28 protein-coding genes are annotated in these 23825 nt (G+C 57.6%); 23 read left to right on the forward strand and 5 right to left on the reverse strand.

The annotated features are described in order from the left end of the window. Window positions 1–58 precede the first annotated feature (58 nt). The 22 genes from SHIM_RS06290 (at window position 59) to SHIM_RS06395 (ending at window position 19190) form a co-directional block, all read left to right on the forward strand. Entirely contained in the window at window positions 59–1003 is a 945-nt protein-coding gene (locus SHIM_RS06290) for a hypothetical protein (RefSeq protein ID WP_054001710.1), read from the forward strand. A gap of 70 nt (window positions 1004–1073) precedes the next feature. Continuing rightward, the gene (gene pyrC / locus SHIM_RS06295) at window positions 1074–2117 is read left to right on the forward strand and encodes a dihydroorotase (protein WP_054001711.1); all 1044 of its coding nucleotides are present in this window, start codon (window positions 1074–1076) and stop codon (window positions 2115–2117) included. A 33-nt stretch (window positions 2118–2150) separates the two neighbouring features. Further along, window positions 2151–2831: an orotate phosphoribosyltransferase gene (locus tag SHIM_RS06300; RefSeq protein ID WP_054001712.1), complete on the forward strand. Its 681-nt coding sequence runs from the start codon at window positions 2151–2153 to the stop codon at window positions 2829–2831. Window positions 2832–3070: 239 nt separating this feature from the next. Beyond that, window positions 3071–4564: a replicative DNA helicase gene (locus SHIM_RS06305; protein ID WP_054001713.1), complete on the forward strand. Its 1494-nt coding sequence runs from the start codon at window positions 3071–3073 to the stop codon at window positions 4562–4564. A gap of 75 nt (window positions 4565–4639) precedes the next feature. Beyond that, on the forward strand, window positions 4640–5677 hold the full coding sequence (alr, locus tag SHIM_RS06310) for an alanine racemase (protein ID WP_054001714.1): 1038 nt from the start codon (window positions 4640–4642) through the stop codon (window positions 5675–5677). Then, window positions 5674–6459, forward strand: a complete 786-nt coding sequence (locus SHIM_RS06315; protein WP_054001715.1) for an MlaE family ABC transporter permease — start codon at window positions 5674–5676, stop codon at window positions 6457–6459. The genes alr and SHIM_RS06315 overlap by 4 nt, the downstream gene beginning before the upstream one ends. Next, on the forward strand, window positions 6456–7202 hold the full coding sequence (locus tag SHIM_RS06320; protein ID WP_054001716.1) for an ABC transporter ATP-binding protein: 747 nt from the start codon (window positions 6456–6458) through the stop codon (window positions 7200–7202). Before SHIM_RS06315 ends, SHIM_RS06320 begins: the two co-directional genes overlap by 4 nt. After that, the gene (locus tag SHIM_RS06325; RefSeq protein ID WP_054001717.1) at window positions 7202–7534 is read left to right on the forward strand and encodes a hypothetical protein; all 333 of its coding nucleotides are present in this window, start codon (window positions 7202–7204) and stop codon (window positions 7532–7534) included. The genes SHIM_RS06320 and SHIM_RS06325 overlap by 1 nt, the downstream gene beginning before the upstream one ends. 115 nt (window positions 7535–7649) lie before the next feature. Next, window positions 7650–8015, forward strand: a complete 366-nt coding sequence (locus tag SHIM_RS06330; RefSeq protein WP_054001718.1) for a hypothetical protein — start codon at window positions 7650–7652, stop codon at window positions 8013–8015. Window positions 8016–8040: 25 nt separating this feature from the next. After that, the gene (locus SHIM_RS06335) at window positions 8041–8430 is read left to right on the forward strand and encodes a hypothetical protein (protein WP_054001719.1); all 390 of its coding nucleotides are present in this window, start codon (window positions 8041–8043) and stop codon (window positions 8428–8430) included. A gap of 177 nt (window positions 8431–8607) precedes the next feature. Beyond that, window positions 8608–9042: a paraquat-inducible protein A gene (locus tag SHIM_RS06340; protein WP_054001720.1), complete on the forward strand. Its 435-nt coding sequence runs from the start codon at window positions 8608–8610 to the stop codon at window positions 9040–9042. A 17-nt stretch (window positions 9043–9059) separates the two neighbouring features. Next, window positions 9060–10427, forward strand: coding sequence for a DNA repair protein RadA (radA, locus tag SHIM_RS06345; protein WP_054001721.1), 1368 nt, complete (start codon window positions 9060–9062; stop codon window positions 10425–10427). 29 nt (window positions 10428–10456) lie between these two features. Beyond that, entirely contained in the window at window positions 10457–11011 is a 555-nt protein-coding gene (locus SHIM_RS06350; RefSeq protein ID WP_054001722.1) for a CvpA family protein, read from the forward strand. Between the two features lie 129 nt (window positions 11012–11140). Continuing rightward, the gene (locus SHIM_RS06355) at window positions 11141–12415 is read left to right on the forward strand and encodes a TAXI family TRAP transporter solute-binding subunit (RefSeq protein WP_054001723.1); all 1275 of its coding nucleotides are present in this window, start codon (window positions 11141–11143) and stop codon (window positions 12413–12415) included. Between the two features lie 23 nt (window positions 12416–12438). Further along, window positions 12439–12714, forward strand: coding sequence for a GlsB/YeaQ/YmgE family stress response membrane protein (locus SHIM_RS06360; RefSeq protein WP_054001724.1), 276 nt, complete (start codon window positions 12439–12441; stop codon window positions 12712–12714). Window positions 12715–13104: 390 nt separating this feature from the next. Beyond that, the gene (gene purF, locus SHIM_RS06365) at window positions 13105–14634 is read left to right on the forward strand and encodes an amidophosphoribosyltransferase (protein WP_054001725.1); all 1530 of its coding nucleotides are present in this window, start codon (window positions 13105–13107) and stop codon (window positions 14632–14634) included. Window positions 14635–14646: 12 nt separating this feature from the next. Beyond that, window positions 14647–15210: a DUF2199 domain-containing protein gene (locus tag SHIM_RS06370; protein ID WP_054001726.1), complete on the forward strand. Its 564-nt coding sequence runs from the start codon at window positions 14647–14649 to the stop codon at window positions 15208–15210. 124 nt (window positions 15211–15334) lie between these two features. Beyond that, complete coding sequence (locus SHIM_RS06375) at window positions 15335–15592, forward strand: hypothetical protein (RefSeq protein ID WP_054001727.1); 258 nt, start codon at window positions 15335–15337, stop codon at window positions 15590–15592. Between the two features lie 68 nt (window positions 15593–15660). Then, the gene (locus SHIM_RS06380) at window positions 15661–16311 is read left to right on the forward strand and encodes an SDR family NAD(P)-dependent oxidoreductase (protein ID WP_054001728.1); all 651 of its coding nucleotides are present in this window, start codon (window positions 15661–15663) and stop codon (window positions 16309–16311) included. 128 nt (window positions 16312–16439) lie between these two features. Beyond that, window positions 16440–17222: a 5'/3'-nucleotidase SurE gene (gene surE, locus SHIM_RS06385; RefSeq protein WP_054001729.1), complete on the forward strand. Its 783-nt coding sequence runs from the start codon at window positions 16440–16442 to the stop codon at window positions 17220–17222. Further along, window positions 17219–17875, forward strand: a complete 657-nt coding sequence (locus SHIM_RS06390) for a protein-L-isoaspartate(D-aspartate) O-methyltransferase (RefSeq protein ID WP_054001730.1) — start codon at window positions 17219–17221, stop codon at window positions 17873–17875. Before surE ends, SHIM_RS06390 begins: the two co-directional genes overlap by 4 nt. A 136-nt stretch (window positions 17876–18011) precedes the next feature. Further along, a complete protein-coding gene (locus SHIM_RS06395) occupies window positions 18012–19190 on the forward strand; it encodes a LysM peptidoglycan-binding domain-containing protein (RefSeq protein ID WP_054001731.1) in 1179 nt (392 codons plus the stop codon). Between the two features lies 1 nt (window position 19191). Here the strand turns inward: SHIM_RS06395 and SHIM_RS06400 are convergent, their stop codons facing one another. The 4 genes from SHIM_RS06400 to SHIM_RS06415 all read right to left on the reverse strand — a co-directional run bounded on the left by SHIM_RS06400 (window position 19192) and on the right by SHIM_RS06415 (window position 21855). Then, a complete protein-coding gene (locus SHIM_RS06400) occupies window positions 19192–20037 on the reverse strand; it encodes an ATP-binding protein (protein WP_054001732.1) in 846 nt (281 codons plus the stop codon). Window positions 20038–20160: 123 nt separating this feature from the next. Beyond that, window positions 20161–21120, reverse strand: coding sequence for a twin-arginine translocase subunit TatC (gene tatC, locus SHIM_RS06405; protein ID WP_054001733.1), 960 nt, complete (start codon window positions 21118–21120; stop codon window positions 20161–20163). Then, window positions 21117–21620: a Sec-independent protein translocase protein TatB gene (gene tatB / locus SHIM_RS06410; RefSeq protein WP_054001734.1), complete on the reverse strand. Its 504-nt coding sequence runs from the start codon at window positions 21618–21620 to the stop codon at window positions 21117–21119. Before tatB ends, tatC begins: the two co-directional genes overlap by 4 nt. Window positions 21621–21636: 16 nt before the next feature. Then, window positions 21637–21855, reverse strand: a complete 219-nt coding sequence (locus SHIM_RS06415) for a twin-arginine translocase TatA/TatE family subunit (protein WP_054001735.1) — start codon at window positions 21853–21855, stop codon at window positions 21637–21639. A gap of 181 nt (window positions 21856–22036) precedes the next feature. Here SHIM_RS06415 and SHIM_RS06420 point away from each other — a divergent pair, with 181 nt between their 5' ends. Continuing rightward, window positions 22037–22711 (forward strand): helix-turn-helix transcriptional regulator, encoded by a 675-nt coding sequence (locus tag SHIM_RS06420; RefSeq protein WP_054002018.1) that lies wholly within the window; start codon window positions 22037–22039, stop codon window positions 22709–22711. A 3-nt stretch (window positions 22712–22714) separates the two neighbouring features. On the opposite strand, the gene SHIM_RS06425 is transcribed toward SHIM_RS06420, so the two are convergent. Next, window positions 22715–23812, reverse strand: coding sequence for an ABC transporter ATP-binding protein (locus SHIM_RS06425; protein ID WP_241488801.1), 1098 nt, complete (start codon window positions 23810–23812; stop codon window positions 22715–22717). Window positions 23813–23825: the final 13 nt, after the last annotated feature.

The raw sequence follows: 23825 nt of genomic DNA on the forward strand, positions 1-23825 counted from the left end.
ACATAATAAGTGACCACGCGCGGCCTTCCCCGCGACGTAAGGTGCAAGGATTGAGACAATGCAGGATTCCCCGAATGGCTTTGACGTGCCAATGCTGGGTTTGAAAAAGGCCGATTGGTTGGCCAAACTCGAAGACATTGCCGAAGACCACGGCGATTTTCAGCCACTCGGCGCGCGCCACTGCGCCACCCTGATCGAGGACAAGCCGGTTCTGCTGGTGACGTTTGAAACCATTCAGGGCATTCAGAAACGCGGCGACACCGGCCAGCCGCTTGGCTGGGAATTGGTACGCGAATTGGGCTGGTCCCACCTGTGTCTGCTGTGTGACGGCAACACCTGGTTTCGCGATCCCGAAGTCATTGCCTATTTCAACCGGCTTTCCGATGACGGCTTCTTTGACGACTTTGACCAAGTGATCTTTTACGGAGCTGGCACCTGCGGCTATGCCGCTGCGGCGTTTTCTCTGGCGGCCCCGGGCGCAACTGTCATCGCCGTGAAACCACAGGCGACTTTGGCACCCGACATGGCAGGCTGGGACCACCGTTTTCCCGCCGCGCGCCGCCAATCATTTGCAGGGCGCTACGGCTTTGCGCCGGACATGTTGGGCGGGGCTGACAAAGCCTATGTCATCTATGACCCGCTTGAACCGCTGGATGCGATGCACGCAGCACTTTTCCGCCGCCGCAATGTCGAATTGCTGCCAACCCCGCGCATGGGAAGCACGCCTGAGCCGCAACTGCTTGAGATGCAGATTTTGTTCCGCATCATTGCCAAAGCAGGGGCAGGCAAGATGAGCCGACAGGCGTTTTACAAACTCTACCGCGCACGGCGCACAAATCTGCGCTATCTCAACCGCCTTCTGGCCGACATCGAGACGCAAAAACGCCCGTTTATCAAGGCCTTGCTTTGCGCCAACGTGGCCCGACGCCTGCATGAGCAACGCTTCATGCGCAAACTGGACCTTTTGGTGCAGGCCGCAGACGAAGGCCGTCTGGCCGGCTAATCTTGACAGATTGACGGGTTTGCCGGTCTCAGGGCTGGATTGCGCGGCCGCTTTTGTGTAAGCGGCCTGCATGACCCAAAGCTTGACGATTGCCCGCCCCGACGATTGGCACCTGCATCTGCGCGATGGCGCAATGCTGGCCGCTGTTCTGCCCGAAACCGCGCGTGATTTCGGTCGCGCGATCATCATGCCCAATCTGGTGCCGCCAGTCGTCACCGGCAATCAGGCCGCTGCTTATCGCGACCGCATCCTTGCCGCCCTGCCCGAAGGCGCAGATTTCGCGCCTTTGATGACGCTTTACCTGACAGAAGATACCGATCCCGAGGACGTCGCCGCCGCGCATGCCTCCGGTCTGATCACAGCCGTGAAGCTTTACCCCGCAGGCGCCACCACCAATTCGGCCTCCGGCGTGTCCAATTTTGAAAACGTCCGCGCGGTGCTGGAAAAAATGGCTGAAATCGGCCTGCCGCTCTGCACCCACGGCGAAGTCACCGACCACGACATCGACATTTTTGACCGCGAAGCCGTGTTCATCGACCGCGTGCTGGATCCGATCCGCCGCGCCACACCTGGCTTGCGGGTTGTGATGGAACACATCACCACCGCCAACGCCGCCGATTATGTGCGTTCGCAAGATCAGAACCTTGGCGCGACGATCACCACGCACCACCTGATCATCAACCGCAACCACATCCTCGTGGGCGGGATCAAACCGCATTATTACTGCCTGCCTGTCGCCAAACGCGAAGAGCACCGTGTCGCCCTGCGCGCCGCAGCCACTTCCGGCGACGCGCGCTTCTTCCTTGGCACAGACTCGGCCCCACACCTTGATGGCGACAAGCTTGCCGCCTGTGGCTGTGCCGGCTGTTTCACCGCCACCAACACCATGCCGCTGCTGGCACACGTGTTCGAAGAAGACGGCGCGCTCGACAAACTCGAGGCCTTCGCCTCGCTCAATGGCCCAGCGTTTTATCGCCTGCCGGTGAATGCTGCCAAACTGACGCTGCAAAAATCTGATGCGGCCACGCAGTTCCCCGAAAGAATCGACACCGAAAATGGTCCCGTGACCGTCTTTGATCCCGGCTACTCCATTCACTGGTCCGTCGCCGGCTAACGCTGCCCCCTATTCTGCCTGCAGGAGCCCAACATGATCCCGACCGCTTTCCCGCCCAAAGAAGAAATCGCCCGCTTGACCGCCCGCATGTTGTTGGAAATCGGTGCTGTGAACTTCAACACCGACGAGCCTTACACGCTGGCTTCCGGCCTGCCATCGCCAAGCTACATCGATTGCCGCAAGCTGATCTCCTTCCCGCGCATCCGCGCGACGTTGATGGATTTTATGACGGTGACCGTGATGCGGGACGCGGGCTTTGAAGCCTTTGACAATATCGCCGGTGGTGAAACGGCTGGCATTCCTTTTGCGGCACTGGTCGCCGAACGCATGGCTCTGCCCATGACGTATGTGCGCAAGAAACCCAAAGGCTATGGCAAAAACGCCCGCATCGAAGGCGCCATGAGCGAAGGTGAACGCGTTTTGCTGGTCGAAGATCTGACCACCGACGGCGGCTCCAAACTCTCGTTTGTGGATGCCATCCGCGAAACCGGCGCAACTTGTGGCGACACAGCAGTGATTTTCTACTACGACATCTTCCCCGAGACCGAGAAAACCCTCGGAGACCACGGTGTCGCACTGCACTATCTCTGCACATGGTGGGATGTTCTGGCCGAGGCCAAGACGCAGGGTGTGTTCTCTGCCGAGACCCTCGCCGAGGTCGAAACGTTCCTGAAAAACCCGCGCGCGTGGCAGGACGCCCGCAAAGGCGCCTGAGGCCATTTGCCAAAAACTTGATCATCTGAGGCGCCTTTTTTTGGGCCTCAAACACAAAATGTTGACGTTTCCCAGCCCGCTCTGACAAAATAAGGGCGGGCAAACTTATCCACAGGCGTTCCACACAAACATACAATTTGCCCTCGCCGCAGCCAGTGGCGTAGAACGCTCTGCATCACTTTGCAGGCCAAAAACCGATTCATAACACGGGTGCCCGAACACCCGGCTCAGGGACAGACATGAACGAAATCGCCCCCATGAACGCCGCCCCAGCCCCCGAGGCTTCCGAGGCGGACCCGATGCCCCATTCCATCGAAGCTGAGCAACAGCTTCTGGGCGCGATCCTCACCAACAATGACATTTTTGACCGTGTCGCTTCTGTGATCACGGCCGATCATTTCTACGACCCAGTGCATGCCCGCATCTACGAGGTCGCTGCCGCCCGCATCGCCAAAAACAACCTCGCCTCACCAGTAACGCTCAAGGCCTTCCTTGAGGATGACGAAGGTCTCAAAGAACTTGGCGGTCCCGCTTATCTTGCCCGCCTTGCCGGTGCCGCGATCTCGGCTTTTGCCGCGCGCGACTATGCACAGATGATCTATGACATGGCGATCCGCCGCGAATTGATCGGTCTTGGCGACAACATCTCGACCAAGGCGCGCAAGGCCGACGTGAAACTGGAACCCAAAGAACAGATCGTTGAGGCCGAACAAGCGCTTTACAAGCTGTCCGAGCAAGGCCAAACCGAACGAGGATTTGTCAGTTTTCTCAAGGCGGTAACCGATGCTGTTAATACGGCCAATGCCGCCTATCAGCGCGACGGTGGCCTCGCGGGGATCTCCACCGGCCTGATTGATCTGGATAAAAAACTCGGCGGCCTGCATCCGTCGGATTTGCTCATTCTGGCTGGCCGTCCGTCGATGGGGAAAACTTCGCTGGCCACCAACATCGCGTTTAACGTGGCCAAAGCCTACAAGAAGGGCATCAAGCCCGACGGCACCGAGGGCACCGTCGAAGGCGGCGTTGTCGGGTTTTATTCTCTGGAAATGAGCGCAGAACAGCTCGCCGCGCGGATCTTGTCCGAAGCTGCGGAAATCCCGTCTGAACAGATCCGCAAAGGCGACATGACCGAGACCGAGTTCCGCCGCTTCGTCGAAGCTGCTAAATCGCTCGAAGCCTGCCCGCTTTATATCGACGACACCCCCGCGCTGCCGATTGCACAGCTCGCCGCCCGCGCCCGTCGTCTGAAACGCACCCACGGTCTTGATCTGCTGATCATCGACTATCTGCAGCTCTGCCGCGGTACGGCGGAAAACCGGGTACAAGAGATCGGCGAAATCTCGATGGGCATGAAAGCCATCGCCAAGGAACTCAACATCCCCGTGATCGGCCTCTCCCAGCTGAGCCGGACAGTCGAAAGCCGAGACGACAAACGCCCGCAGCTCTCGGATTTGCGGGAATCAGGCTCGATTGAGCAAGATGCCGACGTGGTGATGTTCGTGTTCCGCGAAGAATACTACGTGGAGCGTGAAAAACCCTCGGACGAAAAACTCGACGAAATGGCCGGTTGGCAAGAACGCATGGAGCGTCTGCATGGTCGCGCCGAAGTCATCCTTGGCAAACAGCGTCACGGCCCCATCGGCACTGTCGATCTCAGCTTTGAGGGTCGCTTCACCCGATTTGGCAACCTTGTGCAGCCTTGGCAACAAGACGGCAACGACGGCGATTTCTAGGGGCGCGACCCTGCGCACGTCCCGAACAAACCGATTTCCCTTGACCCTTTTGCTTTGAGCGACAAAAAACCTGCCATGGCTACTGCAACTTTAACGATTGACCTCGATGCGCTGATCACGAACTGGCGCGCCCTTGATGCTCGGACAGAAGTCCCCACCGCCGCCGTTGTCAAAGCGGACGGCTACGGCGTTGGTGCTGACCGCGCTGCCCGTGCCTTGATGCGCGCGGGCGTCGACACGTTCTTTGTCGCCGTCGCCGAGGAAGGCGCCGCACTGCGCGAGGCCGTCGGCCCGTCGCCGATCATCAACGTCTTTGGGGGCCACATGTCGGGCGACACCGACATGATGTCTGACATGATGCTCACGCCGATGCTGAACTCGATTAATCAGATTGTGCGCCATTTTGAAGCCCTGCCCGAACATCCCTTTGGCATTCAGCTTGATACCGGCATGAACCGACTTGGCCTGGAAGAGGCCGAATGGGCGGCTGTGGCCGAAACCGTTCTGTCAAGATCGCCCAAACTGGTCATGTCACATCTCGCCTGTGCTGATGAGCCCGAGCACCCGATGAACCCGCAACAGCTGGCGACGTTCAAACGGCTGACTGATGGCATCAACGTGCCCCGCAGCCTCGCCGCCACTGGCGGCATCCTGATGGGCAGCGACTATCACTTTGATCTCACCCGCCCTGGCGTGGGGCTTTACGGCGGCATGCCGTTTGTCGAAGCCACCCCCGTCACCTCCCTGTCGATTCCCGTGATTCAGATCCGCGATGTCGCCAAAGGTGAAACCGTCGGATATTCCAACACCTGGATTGCCGAACGCGACAGCCGCGTCGCCACGATCTCGGCGGGCTATGCTGACGGGTTGATCCGCGCCATGGGCGCAAACGTCGACGTTTTTGCCAACGAGATCCGCTGCCCTGTGATTGGCCGCGTGTCGATGGACCTGATCACAGTAGACGTCACCGACGCCCCCGAAGAGCCCAAAACGCTCGAATTGCTGGGCCTGCATCAATCGGTGGACACCGTGGCCGAGGCCGCAGGCACCATCGGCTACGAAATCCTGACCTCGCTTGGCGCGCGTTATTACCGCCGCTACAAAAGCGCATGAACATGTTGCTCTCGCCTTTTGCTCTGATCGGTCGGCAGACGCTGGCGCTGTTGGCGATGATTGGCCGCTTCACGATCTTTGTCGCCCAAACCCTTAGCCACATGGCCCGCCCGCCGTTTTATGGACGTGAATTCCTCACGGCGATGGTCAACATCGGCTGGCTGTCCCTGCCTGTTGTTGGCATGACTGCGATCTTCACCGGCGGCGCGCTGGCCTTGCAAATCTATGACGGCTCGTCGCGGTTTTCAGTCGAAAGCGTGGTGCCTCAGATTGTTGCTATCGGCATGGTGCGCGAACTGGGTCCCGTGCTGGTCGGCCTGATGGTCGCCGCCCGCGTGACCAGCTCGATTGCCGCCGAAATCGCCACCATGAAGGTGACCGAACAGATCGACGCGCTCACCACGCTCTCCACTGATCCGCTGAAATACCTCGTCGTGCCGCGCTTCATCGCCGCCATTCTCGTTGTGCCCGCCCTTGTTGGCGTTGGCGACATCATCGGCATCTACGGCGGCTTTGCGGTCGCCACCGGACAGCTTGGCTTTAACCCCGCCACCTACATCCGCAACACCGTGGATTTCCTGCAATTCAACGACGTTCTTTCCTCTCTGGTCAAAGGCGCCGCTTTCGGCGGCATCGCGGCGCTCATGGGCTGTTACTTTGGCATGCATTCTGGCCGCGGTGCCCAAGGCGTCGGCCAAGCCACCAAAAGCTCCGTTCAGGCCGCCGCTGTCTTGATCCTCGCCGCAAACTTCCTTCTCACATCGCTCTTCTTCAGCACATGATCAGTTTTCAAAACGTCCACAAAAGCTTCGGCCCCAAAAAGGTGCTCCAAGGCGTCACCCTCGAGATCGCCAAAGGCACCTCGATGGTGATCATCGGCGGCTCCGGCACCGGAAAATCCGTGCTGCTGAAATCCGTTCTTGGCCTTGTAACGCCGGAGACCGGCACCATACTTGTCGACGGCAAAGACGCCACCATGGGCGACCACGACGCCTTTCTGGCCCGCTTTGGCATGTTGTTTCAGGGCGGCGCTCTGTTTGATTCCATGCCTGTCTGGCAAAACGTCTCGTTCCGCCTGCTGCGCGGCAGCCTCAAGCGTCCAAAGCTCGAAGCCCGCGAGATCGCCATCGAAAAACTGCGCCGCGTGGGCCTGACGCCTGATGTGGCCGACCTTTTCCCGTCTGAACTCTCCGGTGGCATGCAAAAACGCGTCGGCCTCGCCCGCGCCATCGCGGCCGAGCCTGAGATCATCTTCTTTGACGAACCAACTACGGGTCTCGATCCGATCATGGCTGGCGTCATCAACGACCTGATCCGCGAAATCGTCACAGAAATGGGCGCCACGGCGATGACTATTACGCATGACATGACCTCGGTGCGCGCCATTGCCGACAACGTCGCCATGCTGCATGACGGTGTGATCCAATGGACCGGCCCGGTGGCACAGATGGATGCATCCGGTGATCCTTATCTCGACCAGTTTATCTCAGGCCGCGCCGAAGGGCCGATTGAGGCGGTACGGTGATGTTTCACCTGCGGTTTTCTGGGCAAACGCCAGCCAACATACGTGAAGAATTGATCCCTTATTGGAATTTGCACCATGCGCTAATGACGTGGTGTCGGCGAAATCAATATCAGCATTCTGACGGGCTATTGCGCGGCATTCAGCAGGCAATTGAAAGCAATGACCTGCCAAAAGCAAAGAACCTAGCCAAGCAACTTCCTTTGGGCGGAATGGGTTGTTTTGACGACATTTGGTTGTCTTCTGCGGGCTCGAAGGAGGTTGATCCATCGTACGACCAAACCGTCTTTGAGGCACTGCTGTTTAGTTGGACGCGTTACTTTCTGGACACTTAGACCGTTCCGTTTGGTTTGAAGAATGCCTCAGCGCGTCGAATTTTTCTTGATCAACTCACAACCCAAACGCGCATAACACGTTGACACCTTCCCCTGATCCAACCACCAATACCCCATGAAACTTTATCGCCCCACCGGCCAGAAAGAACTGGCCCTCGTCGCCCAAAACGGCTGGACGGCATGGCCGCCGCGACTGCCCGACCAGCCGATTTTCTATCCTGTGATGACCTTCGCCTATGCCGAAAAAATCGCGCGGGATTGGAACTCCGTCCTGCCCGCCCCTGACAATCTCGGATTTGTCACCAAGTTCGAAATCTCCGAAGAAACGGCCGCACGCTATCCGGTCGAACTTGCAGGCGGCAAAGACCACGCCGAACTCTGGGTGCCAGCCGAAGAGTTAGACGCCTTCAATGCAGGTATCATCGGCAAGATCGAAGTGGTCGCGCGTTACAAAGACGGCGCTTTCATCGATGAGGCATGATAGCTTCCCCTGAACGGAGGGGTTCATGTTTCTGCTACTTGCCTTTTTCACGCTCTTTGGTCCGGTCATTGCCGCTGTCGCAACTGTCACGACGGCCGCCATTCTTCTAAAAGCGCGCCCGGCGGTGGCCACGGTCATGCTTGTCCTGATCGCTGCCCTTCTCTCATTGCTGTTGTTCGAATTCCAATACGATCTTGGCCTTAAGCTGCCTGATGTGTCGTGGATGCCGTCCGGCGCAAGCTCCGAATTTGCGACCCTGAGTGTTGGCTGTCTCATGCTGGCCTTGCACATCCTCGCGTGGATCCGCTGGCCTTCCGACCTGCGCGGGAAATGGCTGACAATCACGGCCACGATTCTTTGGGCGCTCGCGGTGGTCGCCTTTTTGGGTCTGTCGCAACTGAGCTACTCAATCTGATTTCCCGCAACACCGCCCGCCCCATTAACCCAGCCGCCGCGCCATTCTCACACCGACGCAATACCGACGTGATGCAGCCGCGATACCGCATGCAAAAAACCCACATTCCCAACACATTAACCTTCATGTGGCCCTCTCGTATTGCGAAGCGGTCCAAAACTTCCTAGCTCTTTGTCCATGATGAATATCCTTCGCCTCGCGAACCTCTCGCTGCTGATCCTTTTCCCCATCGCGTGGTTCGCCCCCCTGATGCGCGCTGGCGTCCTGCCGATCTTCGGACTTTCTGAAATATCCGTCATCTCAGGCCTGCAAAGCCTTTGGGGAACCGACGTCGCGCTGGCCTTGCTGGTGACGGTCTTTGCGATCTTCGCGCCTTACATGAAGGTCATTGGCATCTCGCTTATCCAGTTTGGCTTGATGCGCCGCAAAGTCCTGCCTGCCTTTGAAATCCTTGGGAAACTGGCGATGGCCGACGTTTTCCTGATCGCGCTTTATATTGTGATCGTCAAAGGTGCAGGCTATGTCAAAGTCGAAACCGGCTGGGGTCTATACCTCTTTACCGGCTGTATTCTGGCCTCTTTCGCGATTAGCCATTTGACCCGCAAGCGGTAGTGGTCCAAAACGGGAACATGGCAAAGAGCAAAACACAGTTCACCTGTTCCGCCTGCGCGGCGACATCCAACAAATGGTCCGGTCGCTGCGAGGCTTGCGGCGAATGGAACACCATCACCGAAGAGGCCCCCTTTGGCACTGGGCCCGCTGGCTCGGCCCTTGGTACCATCAAAGGCCGCACCATCGAGCTTTCCGACCTCAGCACCGAGGAAACCCCGCCTCCCCGAACGGTCTCCGGCGTGGCCGAACTCGACCGCGTCTTGGGCGGGGGTCTTGTGCCTGCCTCCGCCGTTCTGGTGGGCGGCGATCCCGGCATCGGCAAGTCGACACTCCTGTTGCAAGCCGCTGCAAGATTTGCGCGCATGGGGTTGAAAACAATATACGTTTCCGGCGAAGAGGCCACCGCCCAAGTGCGCATGCGCGCCCAACGCCTTGGCCTCACAGAAAGCCCGGTCAAACTCGCGGCAGAAACAAACCTGCGCGATATCATGACCACGCTCGAAGCCGAACGCCCCCAACTTGCGATCATCGATTCCATTCAAACCATGTGGTCCGATACTGTCTCCTCAGCCCCCGGTTCCGTCAGCCAGGTGCGCGCCGCAGCCCATGAGTTGACCGCATTTGCCAAGCGCAAAGGCATCGCCATCATCCTTGTGGGTCACGTCACCAAAGAAGGCCAAATCGCCGGTCCTCGCGTGGTTGAGCATATGGTCGACACAGTGCTTTATTTCGAGGGCGAGCGTGGCCATCAGTTCCGCGTGCTGCGCGCGGTGAAAAACCGCTTTGGCCCGGCGGACGAAATCGGTGTCTTTGAAATGACCGGCCGCGGCCTCGCCGAAGTGGCCAACCCGTCAGCACTTTTCCTGTCCGATCGTGGCACTCCGAGCCCCGGCAGCGTCGTCTTTGCCGGCATCGAAGGCACCCGCCCCGTACTGGTCGAATTTCAGGCCCTCGTCGCGCCCAGCCCCCATAGCCAATCCCGCCGCACCGTTGTTGGCTGGGACAGCGGCCGTCTTGCGATGATCCTTGCGGTGCTCGAATCGCGCTGCGGCGTGCCTTTTGCAGGATTGGACGTGTATCTCAACGTTGCTGGCGGCATGAAGGTGTCAGAACCCGCCGCAGACCTAGCCGTGGCCACCGCTCTGGTGTCGGCCCGAGAAGACGCCGCACTGCCTGCAGACACTGTGGTTTTTGGCGAAATCAGCCTTTCCGGCGCGTTAAGGTCAGTGTCGCAAACAGAAAATAGGTTGAAAGAAGCCCAAAAACTTGGTTTCACAACGGCAATCGCCCCGAAAGGCGGCAAAGCTCCGGAGGTTGAAGGTATCGCTCTCAATCGTGTTGGAGATTTGGCCAGTTTTGTGGCAGAGGTGTTCGGAGCAACTTGACCGGGGGCGGTCGAAAGGAACTGGGAACTATGGAAGGCTTCACTATCATTGACGGCGTTGTAGCCGGCGTCATCATCATTTCGGCGCTGCTGGCCTACAGCCGCGGCGTGGTACGCGAAACCATGGCCATCGCGGGCTGGGTGGCTGCGGCCGTATTGGCCTATATGTTTGCCGCGCAAACTCAACCGCTTGTAAAAGAAGTACCCATTCTCGGAGACTATCTTGGCGACAGCTGTGACCTGTCGATGATCGCCCCCTTCATTGGCGTCTTCGCACTTTCGCTGGTGGTGGTATCACTGTTCACACCACTTTTTTCCTCAATAGTGCAGCGCTCGGCCCTTGGCGGATTGGATCAGGCGATTGGTTTCATTTTTGGCGCACTGCGTGGCATCCTGCTCGTGGCAATTGCCTTCTTTGTCTATGAAACCATGTTCACCTCGCAAAGCTTTGCGATGGTCGACGACAGCCGTTCAGCCGAAGTGTTCAGCCGCATGACCGGAAAAATCGACGACCGTGACCCTGCCGAGGCTCTGGGCTGGGTTACCCAAAAATATACCGACCTGATGAGCTCCTGCGAAGGGTGATCCCGCGACATTCAGAAGTATCTAAAGGCTCGCCAATTGGCGGGCCTTTTTGATTGCATGGGTGTTTTTCTTGTCGGAAGGCGCGCATCCCGATAGCCTCACCCTCGGGATTTGAAAAAGGCTGTTGATATGCGCTGGTGGTTGGGAACGACAACTGTCATTTTTTTGCTGACGTTGGGCGTTGTACTGGTTTTGCTACTGCCGCCAAAGTCTCTGGTGCTTGCGGCGGGCCCCGAAAACGGCGCTTATGCGCGTGTCGCACTTCAATACAAAGAGATCTTGGCCCGCGACAACATCGCGGTTCATATCAAACACACCAATGGTTCGGTGGACAACGCAGGCTTGCTTGAAAGCGGCGAGGTCGATGTCGCACTTCTTCAGGGCGGTATTCCGGTTGGGAAACACACGGCCGAAGCCATAGCCGGCCTGTTCTTTGAACCCATGCTTTTTCTGGTCCGCGCCCATTCTGATGTGCCGCGAAATCCAGCCCATTGGAACGGTTTGCGCATCACCGCAGGCCAACAAGGCTCCGGAACCGCCGCCGCCTTTCAAGACTTCATAGAGGCCGTAGAGTTGTCTCCTACCGACAACACACAGCTTTCATTTGCCTATTCCGATGCCGTAGAGGCGTTGCGCGAGGATTTAGTGGATATGGCGGTGTTTGTGACAACCGTCGACGCTCCCTATTTGGAACAAGCCTTTAACGCGCCCGATTTGGCCTTTCTGCCGCTGACATATCTCGACGCGATCTCGAGGCGCCTGGACTATACCACTATCGCGACGGTCCCGACCGGCGCAATCTCGCTTAGGCGTAGCATCCCACCAACCCCGCAAAAGGTGCTCGCTTTGGAAACCCGCCTCGCCATGGTGCCTGATCTACATCCAGCGCTGATTAACCGCCTCACAATGGCCGCCAAAGAATTGCACGCATCCCGCGACATCATCACGGGGCGTCACGCATTTCCGACCGTTCAAGGCACCGGGATGGAGATGAACTCGGTCGCGCGCGAGCTTATCCAGAACGGTCCGTCAACGTGGCACGGGCTGCTGCCCTACTGGATGGCCGCACAAGTCAATCGTCTGCTGCTATTGATCCTCCCCATCCTTTTCATTGTAGTTCCCTTGCTGCGCCTACTACCTGCGCTCTATGCCTACTTCATGGGATGGCGCGTATGGCAGCATTACCCCCTGATCCGCCAGATCGAAGACGAGCTTGCGACCCATCAAGACGCAAAAGCCCTGGCAGCTATGGATCGAAACCTGATCGAAATGGACGAGCGTATCGCAAATTTGGGCTTGCCCGCAGCCTACCGTCAAGCAGCCTACCATGCCCGTATGCACATCGACCTCGTGCGCAAACGTATCCGGGATCGTCAAAACCTTGAGACCAAACCTAGCGAATAAACAGCCCTTGCGAAGGAGTACCAATGGACACCGCAACTGATCCCGCCCTGTTTTCCAGTGTCATATCCGCCATTATTATCGGCGGCCTTGCCGGCTGGCTCGCAGGAAAGCTTATCCGCGGAGGAGGCTTCGGCCTCGTCGGAAACGTCATCCTTGGCATCGCTGGGGCCATTCTCGCAAGCTTGGTACTGCCACTTTTGGGGATCGGATTTGGGGGAGGATTCTTCGGGTCGGTGCTCTCCGCAATGCTTGGGGCCGCTGTGGTCCTGATTATTGTCCGGATGATTAAACAGGCCTGAGCAGCGCAACGCCCGCAGCCTTGCTCGGGCCTTAACGCTGCTGTGTCAAAGTTCATTTGAAGCGACGAACAGAGCTGTCGTGCAAATCGCCGCGTATTTTGATCGAAAGATCAGTTTCTGCGCGATTTTCTGCGGCGCAACAAAACTTCGCGGCGTCCTTTGTGATCCTTTCGTGACATACCGTTTCTCAACCCTTATGACGGGCGCAGCACGACTCAGGGATTCGGAGCCAACCACGTGGACAGCGGCCAACAACCTGCCCATTTTGCACCCGCCAACGGCGGCGCAACCACGCACAACCAATCCCGAGCGACCACCGTTTCACAGACTGCCTATCCGCGCCTGCCGAAACGCCACCCTTACTGCTTAGCCTGACGAAGGAGCCTGCGGATGTGCGGAATATTGGGGATCGCCAATCGCAACGAGGATGTTTTTGCCGAGATCTATGACGGATTGCTGATGCTTCAGCATCGCGGTCAGGACGCCTCTGGCGTGGTGACCTACACTGGCGATTTCTTCCGCGAGCGCAAAGCCAACGGTCTTGTCAAAGACGTCTTTCAACCCTCTGACGCAGATACCCTTACCGGCCGCGTCGGCATGGGCCACGTGCGCTATCCCACGGCAGGGTCGCTGTCCGCCGCCGAGGCGCAACCGTTTTTTGTGAACGCGCCTTACGGTATCTATCTGGTGCACAACGGCAATATCACCAACACCGAAGCACAGCGCGAAAAAATTACCGGCAAGTACAGCCGCCATCTGCGCACCACTTCTGACAGTGAGATCTTGCTTAACGTACTGGCCGACAAAGTTGCTGATGCGATCAAGGTTAACGGCAATGCCGACCCAATCCGCAACATCTTTGCCGGTGTGAAAATGACAATGGAACGCGTCCAAGGCGCCTACTCCGCGCTCTGCTTGATCGCAGGCGTTGGCATGCTCGCCTTTCGTGACCCTCACGGCATTCGACCTCTCTCCGTGGCCAAACGTGCCGCCGAAGGCGAAGGCGACGATTATGCCTTTGCGTCTGAAGACGTGGCCTTCGGCATCAACGGGTTTGAAAAAATTCGCGATCTGCGCCCCGGTGAGGCTCTGCTGGTCGATTTGGACGGTAACCTGCACGAATACCAAGCAGTGGAGGGCAAACTCACTCCTTGCATCTTTGAATATGTCTACCTCGCGCGTCCTGACAGCGTGCTCGACGGTGTCTCGGTGTATCAATCACAGATCCGCATGGGTCAGACGCTGGCCAAACAGATTTCCGCCAGTGGCCTGGACATTGACGCCATCATTCCCGTTCCGGACAGCGCCCGCCCGGTCGCGCTTGAGGTCAGCAACGTCACAGGTATCCGCTATCGCGAAGCTCTGGTGAAAAACCGCTATGTCGGGCGGACCTTCATCATGCCGGGCCAGGCCGAACGCCAAAAGTCTGTGCGCCGCAAACTCAACGCCATCCCGCGCGAGATGGAAGGCCGCAACATCCTGTTGATCGACGATTCAATCGTGCGTGGCAACACCATCAAAAAGATCGTTCAGATGTGCCGCGAAGCTGGCGCCAAGAAAGTTTACATCGCCTCCGCCTCGCCCCCTGTGGCCTATCCGAATGTCTATGGGATTGATATGCCGACAAAACACGAGCTGATCGCAAATGGTCGCTCGGTTGACGACATCCGAAAAGAACTTGGTGCGGACGCCCTGTTTTATCAGGAATTGGACGATCTTGTCTGGGCCGCAAAACAGGGCAACCCAACGATTGAACAGTTTGACTGCTCCTGCTTTGACGGCAACTATCTCACCGGCAGCGTGACACCCGAGTACCTTGCGGAACTGGAAAACAGCAACCGCGTGTCCCAGAAAATCGAAGAAGCTCCAACACCCGGCGCGAGCTGGAACGGTGCCCGTTTCGCTGAGCCAGCGACCTGAGCGGAGGCTGCGATGCTTCTGGCCCTTGATACCCGTTGGCGTCGCTTCAACGATGAGACCGCGACCTGCTCTTGTTGCGGACAGTCATTTTCAGGGGTGTTTGACGTGGGCTACGACCACCCCGATTGCTGGCCCCACAGCGGGTTGCGTGAAAGCGGAAAAGACCTCCTTCAAGTGGGTGAAGACAAATTGACGTCCGATCTGTGCCGCTGGAAGGAGCATCGCTTCATTCGCTGCATCTTGCCGCTGCCCATCAAAGGCTGCGAAGAAGTATTCAATTTTGGTGTGTGGGGCAGCGTCGCGCCCGAAAACTTCTATCGGTACATCGACGATGCAACCGGCGAAGCGGCTGATTTCGAAGGCTGTTTTTCCTGGCTAATGAATGATCTTCCACTTTTTGAAACACAAGAGCCCATCGGCTGCGATTTGACGCCAGGTCCTGACGGCCATCGGCCTAAGCTCACGGCGCAGGACAGCCCCCTTGCCGCGGCACAAACTGACGGCATTTCATTCGACCAGTTGCTGGATATCTACGCGGCCACCGGCACCGATATTCGCGCGCACTTGAACGGCTGAATGCCGCGCTCCGCGCCTCAAACAGGCGTGTTATTGCCGGATTCACCCATAGAAAACACCTGGGGTTTACCCACCGCGGCAGAGGCGTAAACGAGCGCCAATATGCATGTGTGACGAGTGAAAAATGTCGGATAAAACCCCAAAACACGTGGCGGATCAAGCCACAACCAAGGGCGCAATGCGTCAACGTAATCGCTTGACACTTATCGGTGTCATGGGCAACGAAAAAAATCCGTACGCGCTGTTGATGACCACCAACCGACGTATTTTGCGTGTCAAACTGGGCGACAACACACCTGGTGGCAGGGTCGCCGCAATTGGCAAAGACACGATCGTGCTCAATGGAGGCGGTCGCACGACCACGCTTGAGATACCCGGCTGATCCCGGCCCACATTGGCCAGGACAGCTTGTCTCTTGACCTCGCGCGTCAATTTTCGCACATGGGGCGTATGACCGATAAAATTGCCCTGATCACTGGAGCCTCCCGCGGCCTAGGAGCCGCCTTTGCCGAGGCACTTTACGACACACATCACATTGTGGCCGTGGCCCGAACCACCGGCGCGCTTGAAGAATTGGACGACCGCATTCAGGCCAAGGGTGGCGCCGCCACATTGGCCCCGATGGATATCACCAATGCCGACGCCATGGCGCAGCTTTGCCGCTCGATCCATGACCGTTGGGGCAAAGTCGACCTTTGGGTGCACGCGGCTGTGCACGGAGCTCCACTAACCCCAGCCGGTCACATCGATCAAAAAGACTGGACCAAGTCGGTCGCGATCAATCTTGACTCCGTAGGCCGCCTGATCCCGTTTTTGTCACCGCTATTGGGAGCAGACGGGCATGCCGTGTTCTTTGACGACCCGCGTGGCGGTGAAAAGTTCTTTGGCTCCTACGGCGCTACGAAGGCGGCCCAGATTGCGCTCGCGCGCAGTTGGCAGGCAGAAAGCGCCAACACCGGTCCCAAAGTGAGCATCCTGACCCCAAAAGGTATGCCAACAGGCACCCGCGCCCGTTTTTTCCCAGGTGAGCCACGCGAAGCACTGGTGCATCCCCGTGACGAAGCGAACCGATTGCTTTCAGAGCTCAATCTTTCGTCCTGACCTGAAGAGGGCAAACTGCACCCAAAAAGTCCACATTGGGGTGCTTTCATACGCGGCCATCAGCCAGCGCTTGCCCCACCCGCCTGCCTCCACTAGACAGAGGCAACAGGGCAAAAGGGCTAACTATCATGCGTATTCTGGTGACCAACGACGACGGTATCAACGCTCCGGGACTGATGGTATTGGAGCGCATCGCGCAAGACGTCGCAGGCGCGGATGGAGAAGTCTGGGTCGTGGCTCCGGCTTTTGAACAATCCGGCGTCGGCCACTGTATCAGCTACACCCACCCAACTATGATCGCCAAAATGGGAGACCGCCGCTTTGCCGCCGAAGGCAGCCCAGCCGATTGCGTGCTGGCCGGTGTGCATGACGTGATGAAGGATGCTCCGCCGGATCTTATCTTGTCCGGTGTAAACCGCGGCAACAACTCAGCCGAAAACGCGCTGTATTCCGGAACGTTAGGCGCCGCAATCGAAGGCGCGCTTCAAGGAATTCCGTCAATCGCGATGTCACAGTTCCTAGGCCCAGCGAACTACACCGCCACCGACCCCTTTGAAGCCGCCGGAGCGTTTGGCGCCGATGTCGTGCGGAAAATTCTCGATGCTGCGCCTGCCAACACAGACGCCTATCAGTTGTTTTATAACGTCAATATTCCGCCGGTTCTTGCGGCGGACGTCAAAGGTATCCGCGTCGCCACACAAGGCCTTCGTGAAGGAACACGCTTTTCAGTAGAACCGCACAATTCACCTTCGGGCCGCCGTTTTCTGTGGGCAAGAGGAGGCAATCAGCAAGTCGCCACCGCACCCGGCTCTGACGCGGCACTAAACCTTGATGGATACATCACTGTGACGCCGATGCGCGCGGATCTGACGGCGCACGACGTATTGGACGCTCTCAAGGTGATCGAATGACCGACTACGACGCCGTCGCCGAACGCAAGATGCAATTCCTCTTTGCGCTGCGCTCAAAGGGTGTGACGGATCCGGCTGTTTTGACGGCGATGGAAAAAGTCGACCGCGGACCTTTTGTGCGCGGCTTGTTTTCTGAACGCGCTTACGAGGACACGCCGCTGCCGATCGCCTGCGGTCAAACGATTTCCCAACCCTCTGTTGTGGGCCTCATGACCCAAGCGCTTGACGTGACACCACGTGACAGCGTTCTCGAAGTTGGCACCGGCTCCGGCTATCAGGCCGCAATCCTCAGCCAGCTTGCACGCCGCGTCTATACCGTTGAGCGTCACCGCAGATTGGTACGGGAAGCCAAAGGTATATTTGATGCTTTGGGCTTGGTGAATGTCACTTCCTTTTTGTCAGATGGCAGCTTCGGTCTCCCCGAGCAGGCGCCCTTTGATCGTATCATCGTAACGGCCGCTGCCGAGGACCCACCGGGCCCCCTCTTGGCGCAACTCAAGATCGGCGGTATCATGGTGGTACCGGTGGGACAGTCAGACGCGGTTCAAAGCCTGATCCGCGTGCGCCGGACAGAGACCGGGTTTGATTATGACGAATTACGGTCCGTGCGATTTGTACCCTTGGTAGAGGGTGTTGCGCGGGAAACTGAATAAATTTGCGCAGCTTTCCCCTTGGCAATTGGGTCAGCGATTGCCATGTGAAAGCAACCCTGCGAGATCGCGGGCAAGGACGACCAACGCGGCTACGGCACAAGACCGAGCAAACAGGGCCGCACGTGAGGACATCGAGATGGGCACTTTTCCTTCAGTGACGAAACGCATGATAGGCACGGGATTGACCCTTGCCTTGTTGGCGGGCTGCGAAGACGGACTAGACTTCGACCTGCGCAGCGACCTCGGAGGCGGGCTGGACACCACCAGCGCCGCCCAAACTGCCACCGCCAAACGCCCTAAACCTGATGCACGCGGCGTGATTTCCTACCCCAGCTATCAGGTTGTCGTGGCCCAGCGTGGCGACACATTGCGCGATGTTGCAGGCCGTGTGAACGTTCCGGTCGACAAGCTTGCCAGCTATAACGCCATTGCAGCAGACACCAAACTGCGTCAAGGCGAAGTACTCGCGCTTCCTTACCGGATTGACGAGGCAACCTCGACCGAGGCGTCACCAGGTGGTGTCGACATTGCATCTCTGGCAGGCGGAGCCATTGACCGGGCTCAGCCAGAGGTCGAAACCGAAACGCTTGGAAACGCCCCGACAGCTCCCATTCCCAACGTCCAGACCGGTGCAGAGCCCATCAAGCACAAGGTAAAACGCGGCGAGACCGCTTTTACCATCGCACGGCTCTACAACGTTTCAGTACGGGCTTTGGCGGAATGGAATGGTCTCGGCAGCGACTTCACCATCCGAGAGAACCAAATCCTCCTGATTCCGCCTGCTGATCCGTCCAACGCGACCAAAACACCCGCCGCTGCAACAGGCACGACGACCACCCAACCTGGTCAAGGCTCTCCAACCCCCACGCCACCCAGCAGTACCAAGCCTTTGCCCAAGGACACCTCCGCTGCAACCGCAGCAACCAAGGCCCCGAGCAATGATCTTGGCGCCACGCAATCGGCCTCCAAGGCAGCGATGGAATTTCCGATCACCGGCAAAATCATCCGCCCGTATTCCAAAGGCAAAAACAACGGAATCGACATCTCCGGCAAGTCCGGCGACCCAGTCAAGGCTGCGGCCGCAGGCACGGTTGCAGCGATCACCACTGATGGCGACAACGTGCAAATTCTCGTCGTACGCCACCCAGACAATCTGATGACGGTCTATTACAACGTGGCTGATGTGAAAGTGGCCAAGGGCGCTAAAGTCAAACGTGGACAAGCCATGGCGGCTCTGCCTGCAAAAGACACTTTTGTGCATTTCGAGGTTCGCAAAGGGTTTGAAAGCGTCGATCCGATGCCATACCTGAACTAAGTCAGGTCGGCAGGCTCACGCCATTGCGCCCGGCCAGATCGACAAAAAACTGCCACGCCACACGGCCGGATCGCGCCCCACGCGTGGCCTGCCATTCAATGGCTTCGGCCCAAAGCGTGTCTTCGTCAATCTCGACCCCGTGTGCCGCGCAATATCCACGGATCATCTCAAGATACTCATCTTGCGAACATGGATGAAAGCCTAACCAAAGGCCAAAGCGATCCGATAGCGAAACTTTTTCTTCGACAGCTTCAGAGGGGTTGATCGAGCTTGAGCGTTCATTTTCTATCATATCGCGAGGCATCAGATGGCGGCGATTGGACGTGGCATAGAACACCACGTTGTCTGGTCGGCCTTCTATGCCACCATCCAAAACAGCTTTAAGCGATTTGTAATGCTGATCGTCGTGGCTGAAACTGAGGTCGTCACAATAGAGCAAAAACCGCTCACTTCGGCCACGTAGGAGGTTCAACAACCGCGCCACCGAAGGTAAGTCTTCGCGCTGCAACTCTACAATTTTGAGCACCAATCCTTCGCTGAGCACCTGTGCGTGCACAGCCTTAACTAATGAGGATTTCCCCATCCCGCGTGCGCCCCACAAAAGCGCGTTGTTGGCAGGCAGCCCAGCAGCAAACTGACGGGTGTTCTGCAACAGCGTATCGCGCGAGCGATCCACGCCCACCAATAGATTGATGTCCACGCGGTTGATATGTGCAACCGGCTCCAGCCGGTCTGGGTCAACATGCCAAACAAACCCATCTGCATCTGCGAAATCCGGCGCGCTTTGCGGTGCCGGTGCCATCCGTTCAAGGGCGTCTGCAATACGTGTTAGGGGGACGTCAGTCATAGCTCTCTCCGATGGTGCGGCCGCAAAAAACCATGTTCCGCGACCAACGGCAAGGGCGTCTTGCACAAAGAAACGGCGCGCCGATATGGGCGCGCCGTTTTGCAAAACATTTTAGGTCAGAGGTTACTTTTCTTCGGCCTTATGTTCGGCCAGATCGTCCTCTTCTTCATCGTCGTCAAACTCTTCGTCGTCATCAAACCAAGTGCCGTCAGCTTTCATCTGCGCAATCCGCTTTTTCTCGACACGGGCCACAAGGAAGATCGACACCTCATATAGACCGTAGACCACGACAAAGAGGATCAGCTGCGTCACCACGTCTGGCGGAGTTACCAGCGCTGCCAGAATAAGGATACCGACCATCGCATATTTGCGCACGGCACCTAGTCCTTTGGCGCTCACAAGACCGGCTTTTCCCATCAAGGTCAGAAGCACGGGCAACTGGAAACAAAGACCAAAGGCCATGATGAATTTCAGCGTGATATCGAGGCTTTCGTTGACCTTACCAAAGAAGGTGATTTGCACCCCCTCCTGTGTCGAAGGCACGGTCGCGGCGACCTCTCCGGGTACATTTTCCACGGCTGGCGCCATCATATTGGCAAACACAGAAGCCACATCCGCAAAGCCCAGAAAGAACTGCATCGCCAACGGTGTCACCACCAATTGAGCAAAGGTCGCGCCCAGTAAAAACATGAACGGCGAAGCGATCATAAATGGCAGAAACGCACCCTGCTCATTCTTATAAAGCCCAGGCGCCACGAACCGCCACATCTGAAACCCGATTACAGGAAAGGCCAAAGCAAAGCCCCCGACCATGGAAATCCGAAACAGCGTGAACAGATACTCTTGGGGCGACGTGAACTGCAAAGTCGGCGAAGGGTCGCCAAGATCACGCAGCACGCTTACAATGGGCGACACAAGAAAATGCAGCACGTGCTCGGCGATGAACTGCCCGCCAATCGGGATAAAGAAAAAGCTGATCGCCACGACAAACGCGATGCCTGAACGGATCAGGCGCGTGCGCAATTCCGCCAGATGTTCAATCAGCGGTGCGGAGCTGTCTTCTATCTCTTCCGTCTGGCTCATGCCTTGTCCTTCTTCGCCGTCTCAGCTGCGGGCGTCGCTTCGGCGATCGCTTCAGCATCAGCGGCTTTGGCAGCTTCCTCGGCCCGCGCCTTGGCTTCGGCATCCAACCTGGCTTGCCCGACTTCCTCGGTGCGTTTGCGGATTTTCTCCACAGCTTCCGCCCGTTCAGCCGCCAATTTTCCCGTTTCACTCTCGGGATCAAAGCTCATCGATTTTTTGAAATCGTCAGTCGTGTCTTTGATCGCGTCGGTTGCGGCCTTCATTGGGTTGCTCACTTTGTTCAGCCCGTCCGTCGCGTTTTTCAGACCGTCCGCCACATCTTTGACGCCCGCCTGATCCGCCGCCTGATTCATGGCCGAGGAAAACTCCCGCGCCATGCCTTTGGCCTTGCCTACAAACCGGCCCACTGTCCGGAACATAACCGGCAAGTCTTTTGGCCCCACAACAATCAGCGCCACAACACCAATCACCAGAAGCTCTGGCAAACCCAAATCAAACATGATGTCTCAGCCCCGTTCAGGCTTTGTCTTTTTCGTCTTCGGGTGTCACATCTTTGGCGACGTCACCTGCTTCTTCTTCAAGCTCTTGCTGACCTTCGTTGATGCCTTTCTTGAACGATGTGATGCCCTTGCCCACTTCGCCCATCAGACCGCTGATTTTGCCGCGACCAAACAGCACCAAAACCACAACTGCAATCAGCAGAATGCCCGGCAAACCGATGTTTCCAATACCCATGTCTATTCTCCCTTCAAAGGTGCTTTGGCACCTGATGTCTTGTTCTGCCCTATTCCTAGCTTCTGGCCGAAGATCGTAAAAGCGACAATGGAGCAAAGATTGGCCAATTTTCAGGGTTTCCATGTCCGAAATTGCCACTATTCTGTCAGTTGCCCCTTTTTTGACAAGAACTGCCCATCTCATGCCCGCCGCACCCGTTTCCAAGCGTTCGTCCCGTCTCTATTCCCTTGTGGGAACCCTAAGAGATGGTCATCTTCACCGCGCAGAGGACATGGCCAGAGATCAAGGTGTGTCTGTGCGCACCATCTACCGCGACATGGACACACTTGCTGCAAGCGGCGTACCCATCGAAGGTGAGCGCGGCGTCGGCTACCGCGCCCAAGCTGACATATCCCTGCCACCTCTCAACCTGACGAAAGTCGAGCTGGAAGCGTTGCACATCGGTCTCGCAGTTGTTGGTAACGGAATGGAAGGTGACCTGAGAGAGGCTGCCGAAAGCCTTAGCGCAAAAATTGATGCCGTCTTGCCGGAAGAAGCGTCTACAGCCGGGTATGGTTTTGGCTTTGCGGTCTATCCCTTTGCAGACGCGGCACAGGGTCTTCGACACCTGGACCCACTGCGCGCAGCTGTTCGGTCCAGACAAAAGCTTGCGTTGCGTTTAAATAATGGCAACTCGGTCGACGTTCGCCCTCTTAAACTGGATTACTGGGGGCGTGTATGGTCCTTACTTGTATGGGATGAAACTACCGCTGATTTCACCCAAATCCGTGTCGATCGTATCGCCGAAGTGTCGCTTTTGCCGGGGTTGTTCGTCGAAGAACCCGGAAAACGTCTGGAAGACTATGAAAGACGCTAGACTTCAGTTCTCGGCGGGAAACACAAAACAGCGATCCCGGCGGACCGTCAGCCACAAGGCTGTTCCCGGCTTTGGCAGAAACACGTTTGGTACGGTGACTTTCAACTCGGAACCATCATGGTCCATGACAAATTCCACAAGGCTTTCATTGCCCATGAAGCGCGACCGCATGACGACGCCCCGCGCCGCGACGCCGTCGCTTTCGGTGGGCAGAGGCCCTCGACCGTCGCGGTCAAAATCCAGCTTGAAATGCTGGGGGCGGATTACAATATCCACCGGCGCGCCGTCTTCCCATCCCGGGGTCAGGAACTGACCGAAGGGCGTATCGGTCAAGGCGCCATTAGATTGAGAGTGGATGACATTCACGTCGCTGAAAAACGCCACAGCCTGTTTGTCGACGGGCGCGTTGTAGATGTTGTAGGGCGCGCCCTGTTGCACGATCCTGCCATCCCGCATCAGCGCGATCTCGTCTGCCATACGCATAGCCTCTTCGGGCTCATGGGTGACCAGCAAAACGGCAGTGTCCTCTTCTTTGAGCACGGCCAAGGTTTCATCGCGAATGCCATCGCGCAGGCGATTATCAAGGCCAGAGAACGGTTCGTCCATCAGCATGATCCGGGGTCGTGGCGCCAACGCACGCGCCAACGCGACGCGCTGTTGCTCGCCGCCAGACAACACGTGCGGGTATTTGTCGATGGCCCAGCCAAGATTGACCTTGGCCAGCAATTCTTCAACCCGGTCGCGCTTTTCTTCCCGGGCATTTTTTAGGCCAAAGGCAACATTGTCTGCCACGCTCATATGGGGAAACAGCGCAAAGTCCTGAAACATGAGACCGATCTGGCGGCGCTCAGGTGGGATGCGGAAAACGGTGTCGCAAATCAGCTGGCCGTCGACGTAGATTTCGCCGCTGTCCTGCATGTCAACGCCTGCAATCATGCGCAGAGTTGTGGACTTGCCACAGCCAGACGGGCCAAGCAGGCACGTCACGTTCCCGGGCCGCACCGACAACGACACGTCATCCACAACGTGGCGATGGCCATATCGTTTGCGTAAATTACGTATCTCAAGTCGCGGACTATCGATTTTGGATTGCAACTGCACGCAGGGCCTCTCG

It is taken from the genome of Shimia sp. SK013 (genome assembly GCF_001292625.1).
GTDB lineage: Bacteria > Pseudomonadota > Alphaproteobacteria > Rhodobacterales > Rhodobacteraceae > Shimia.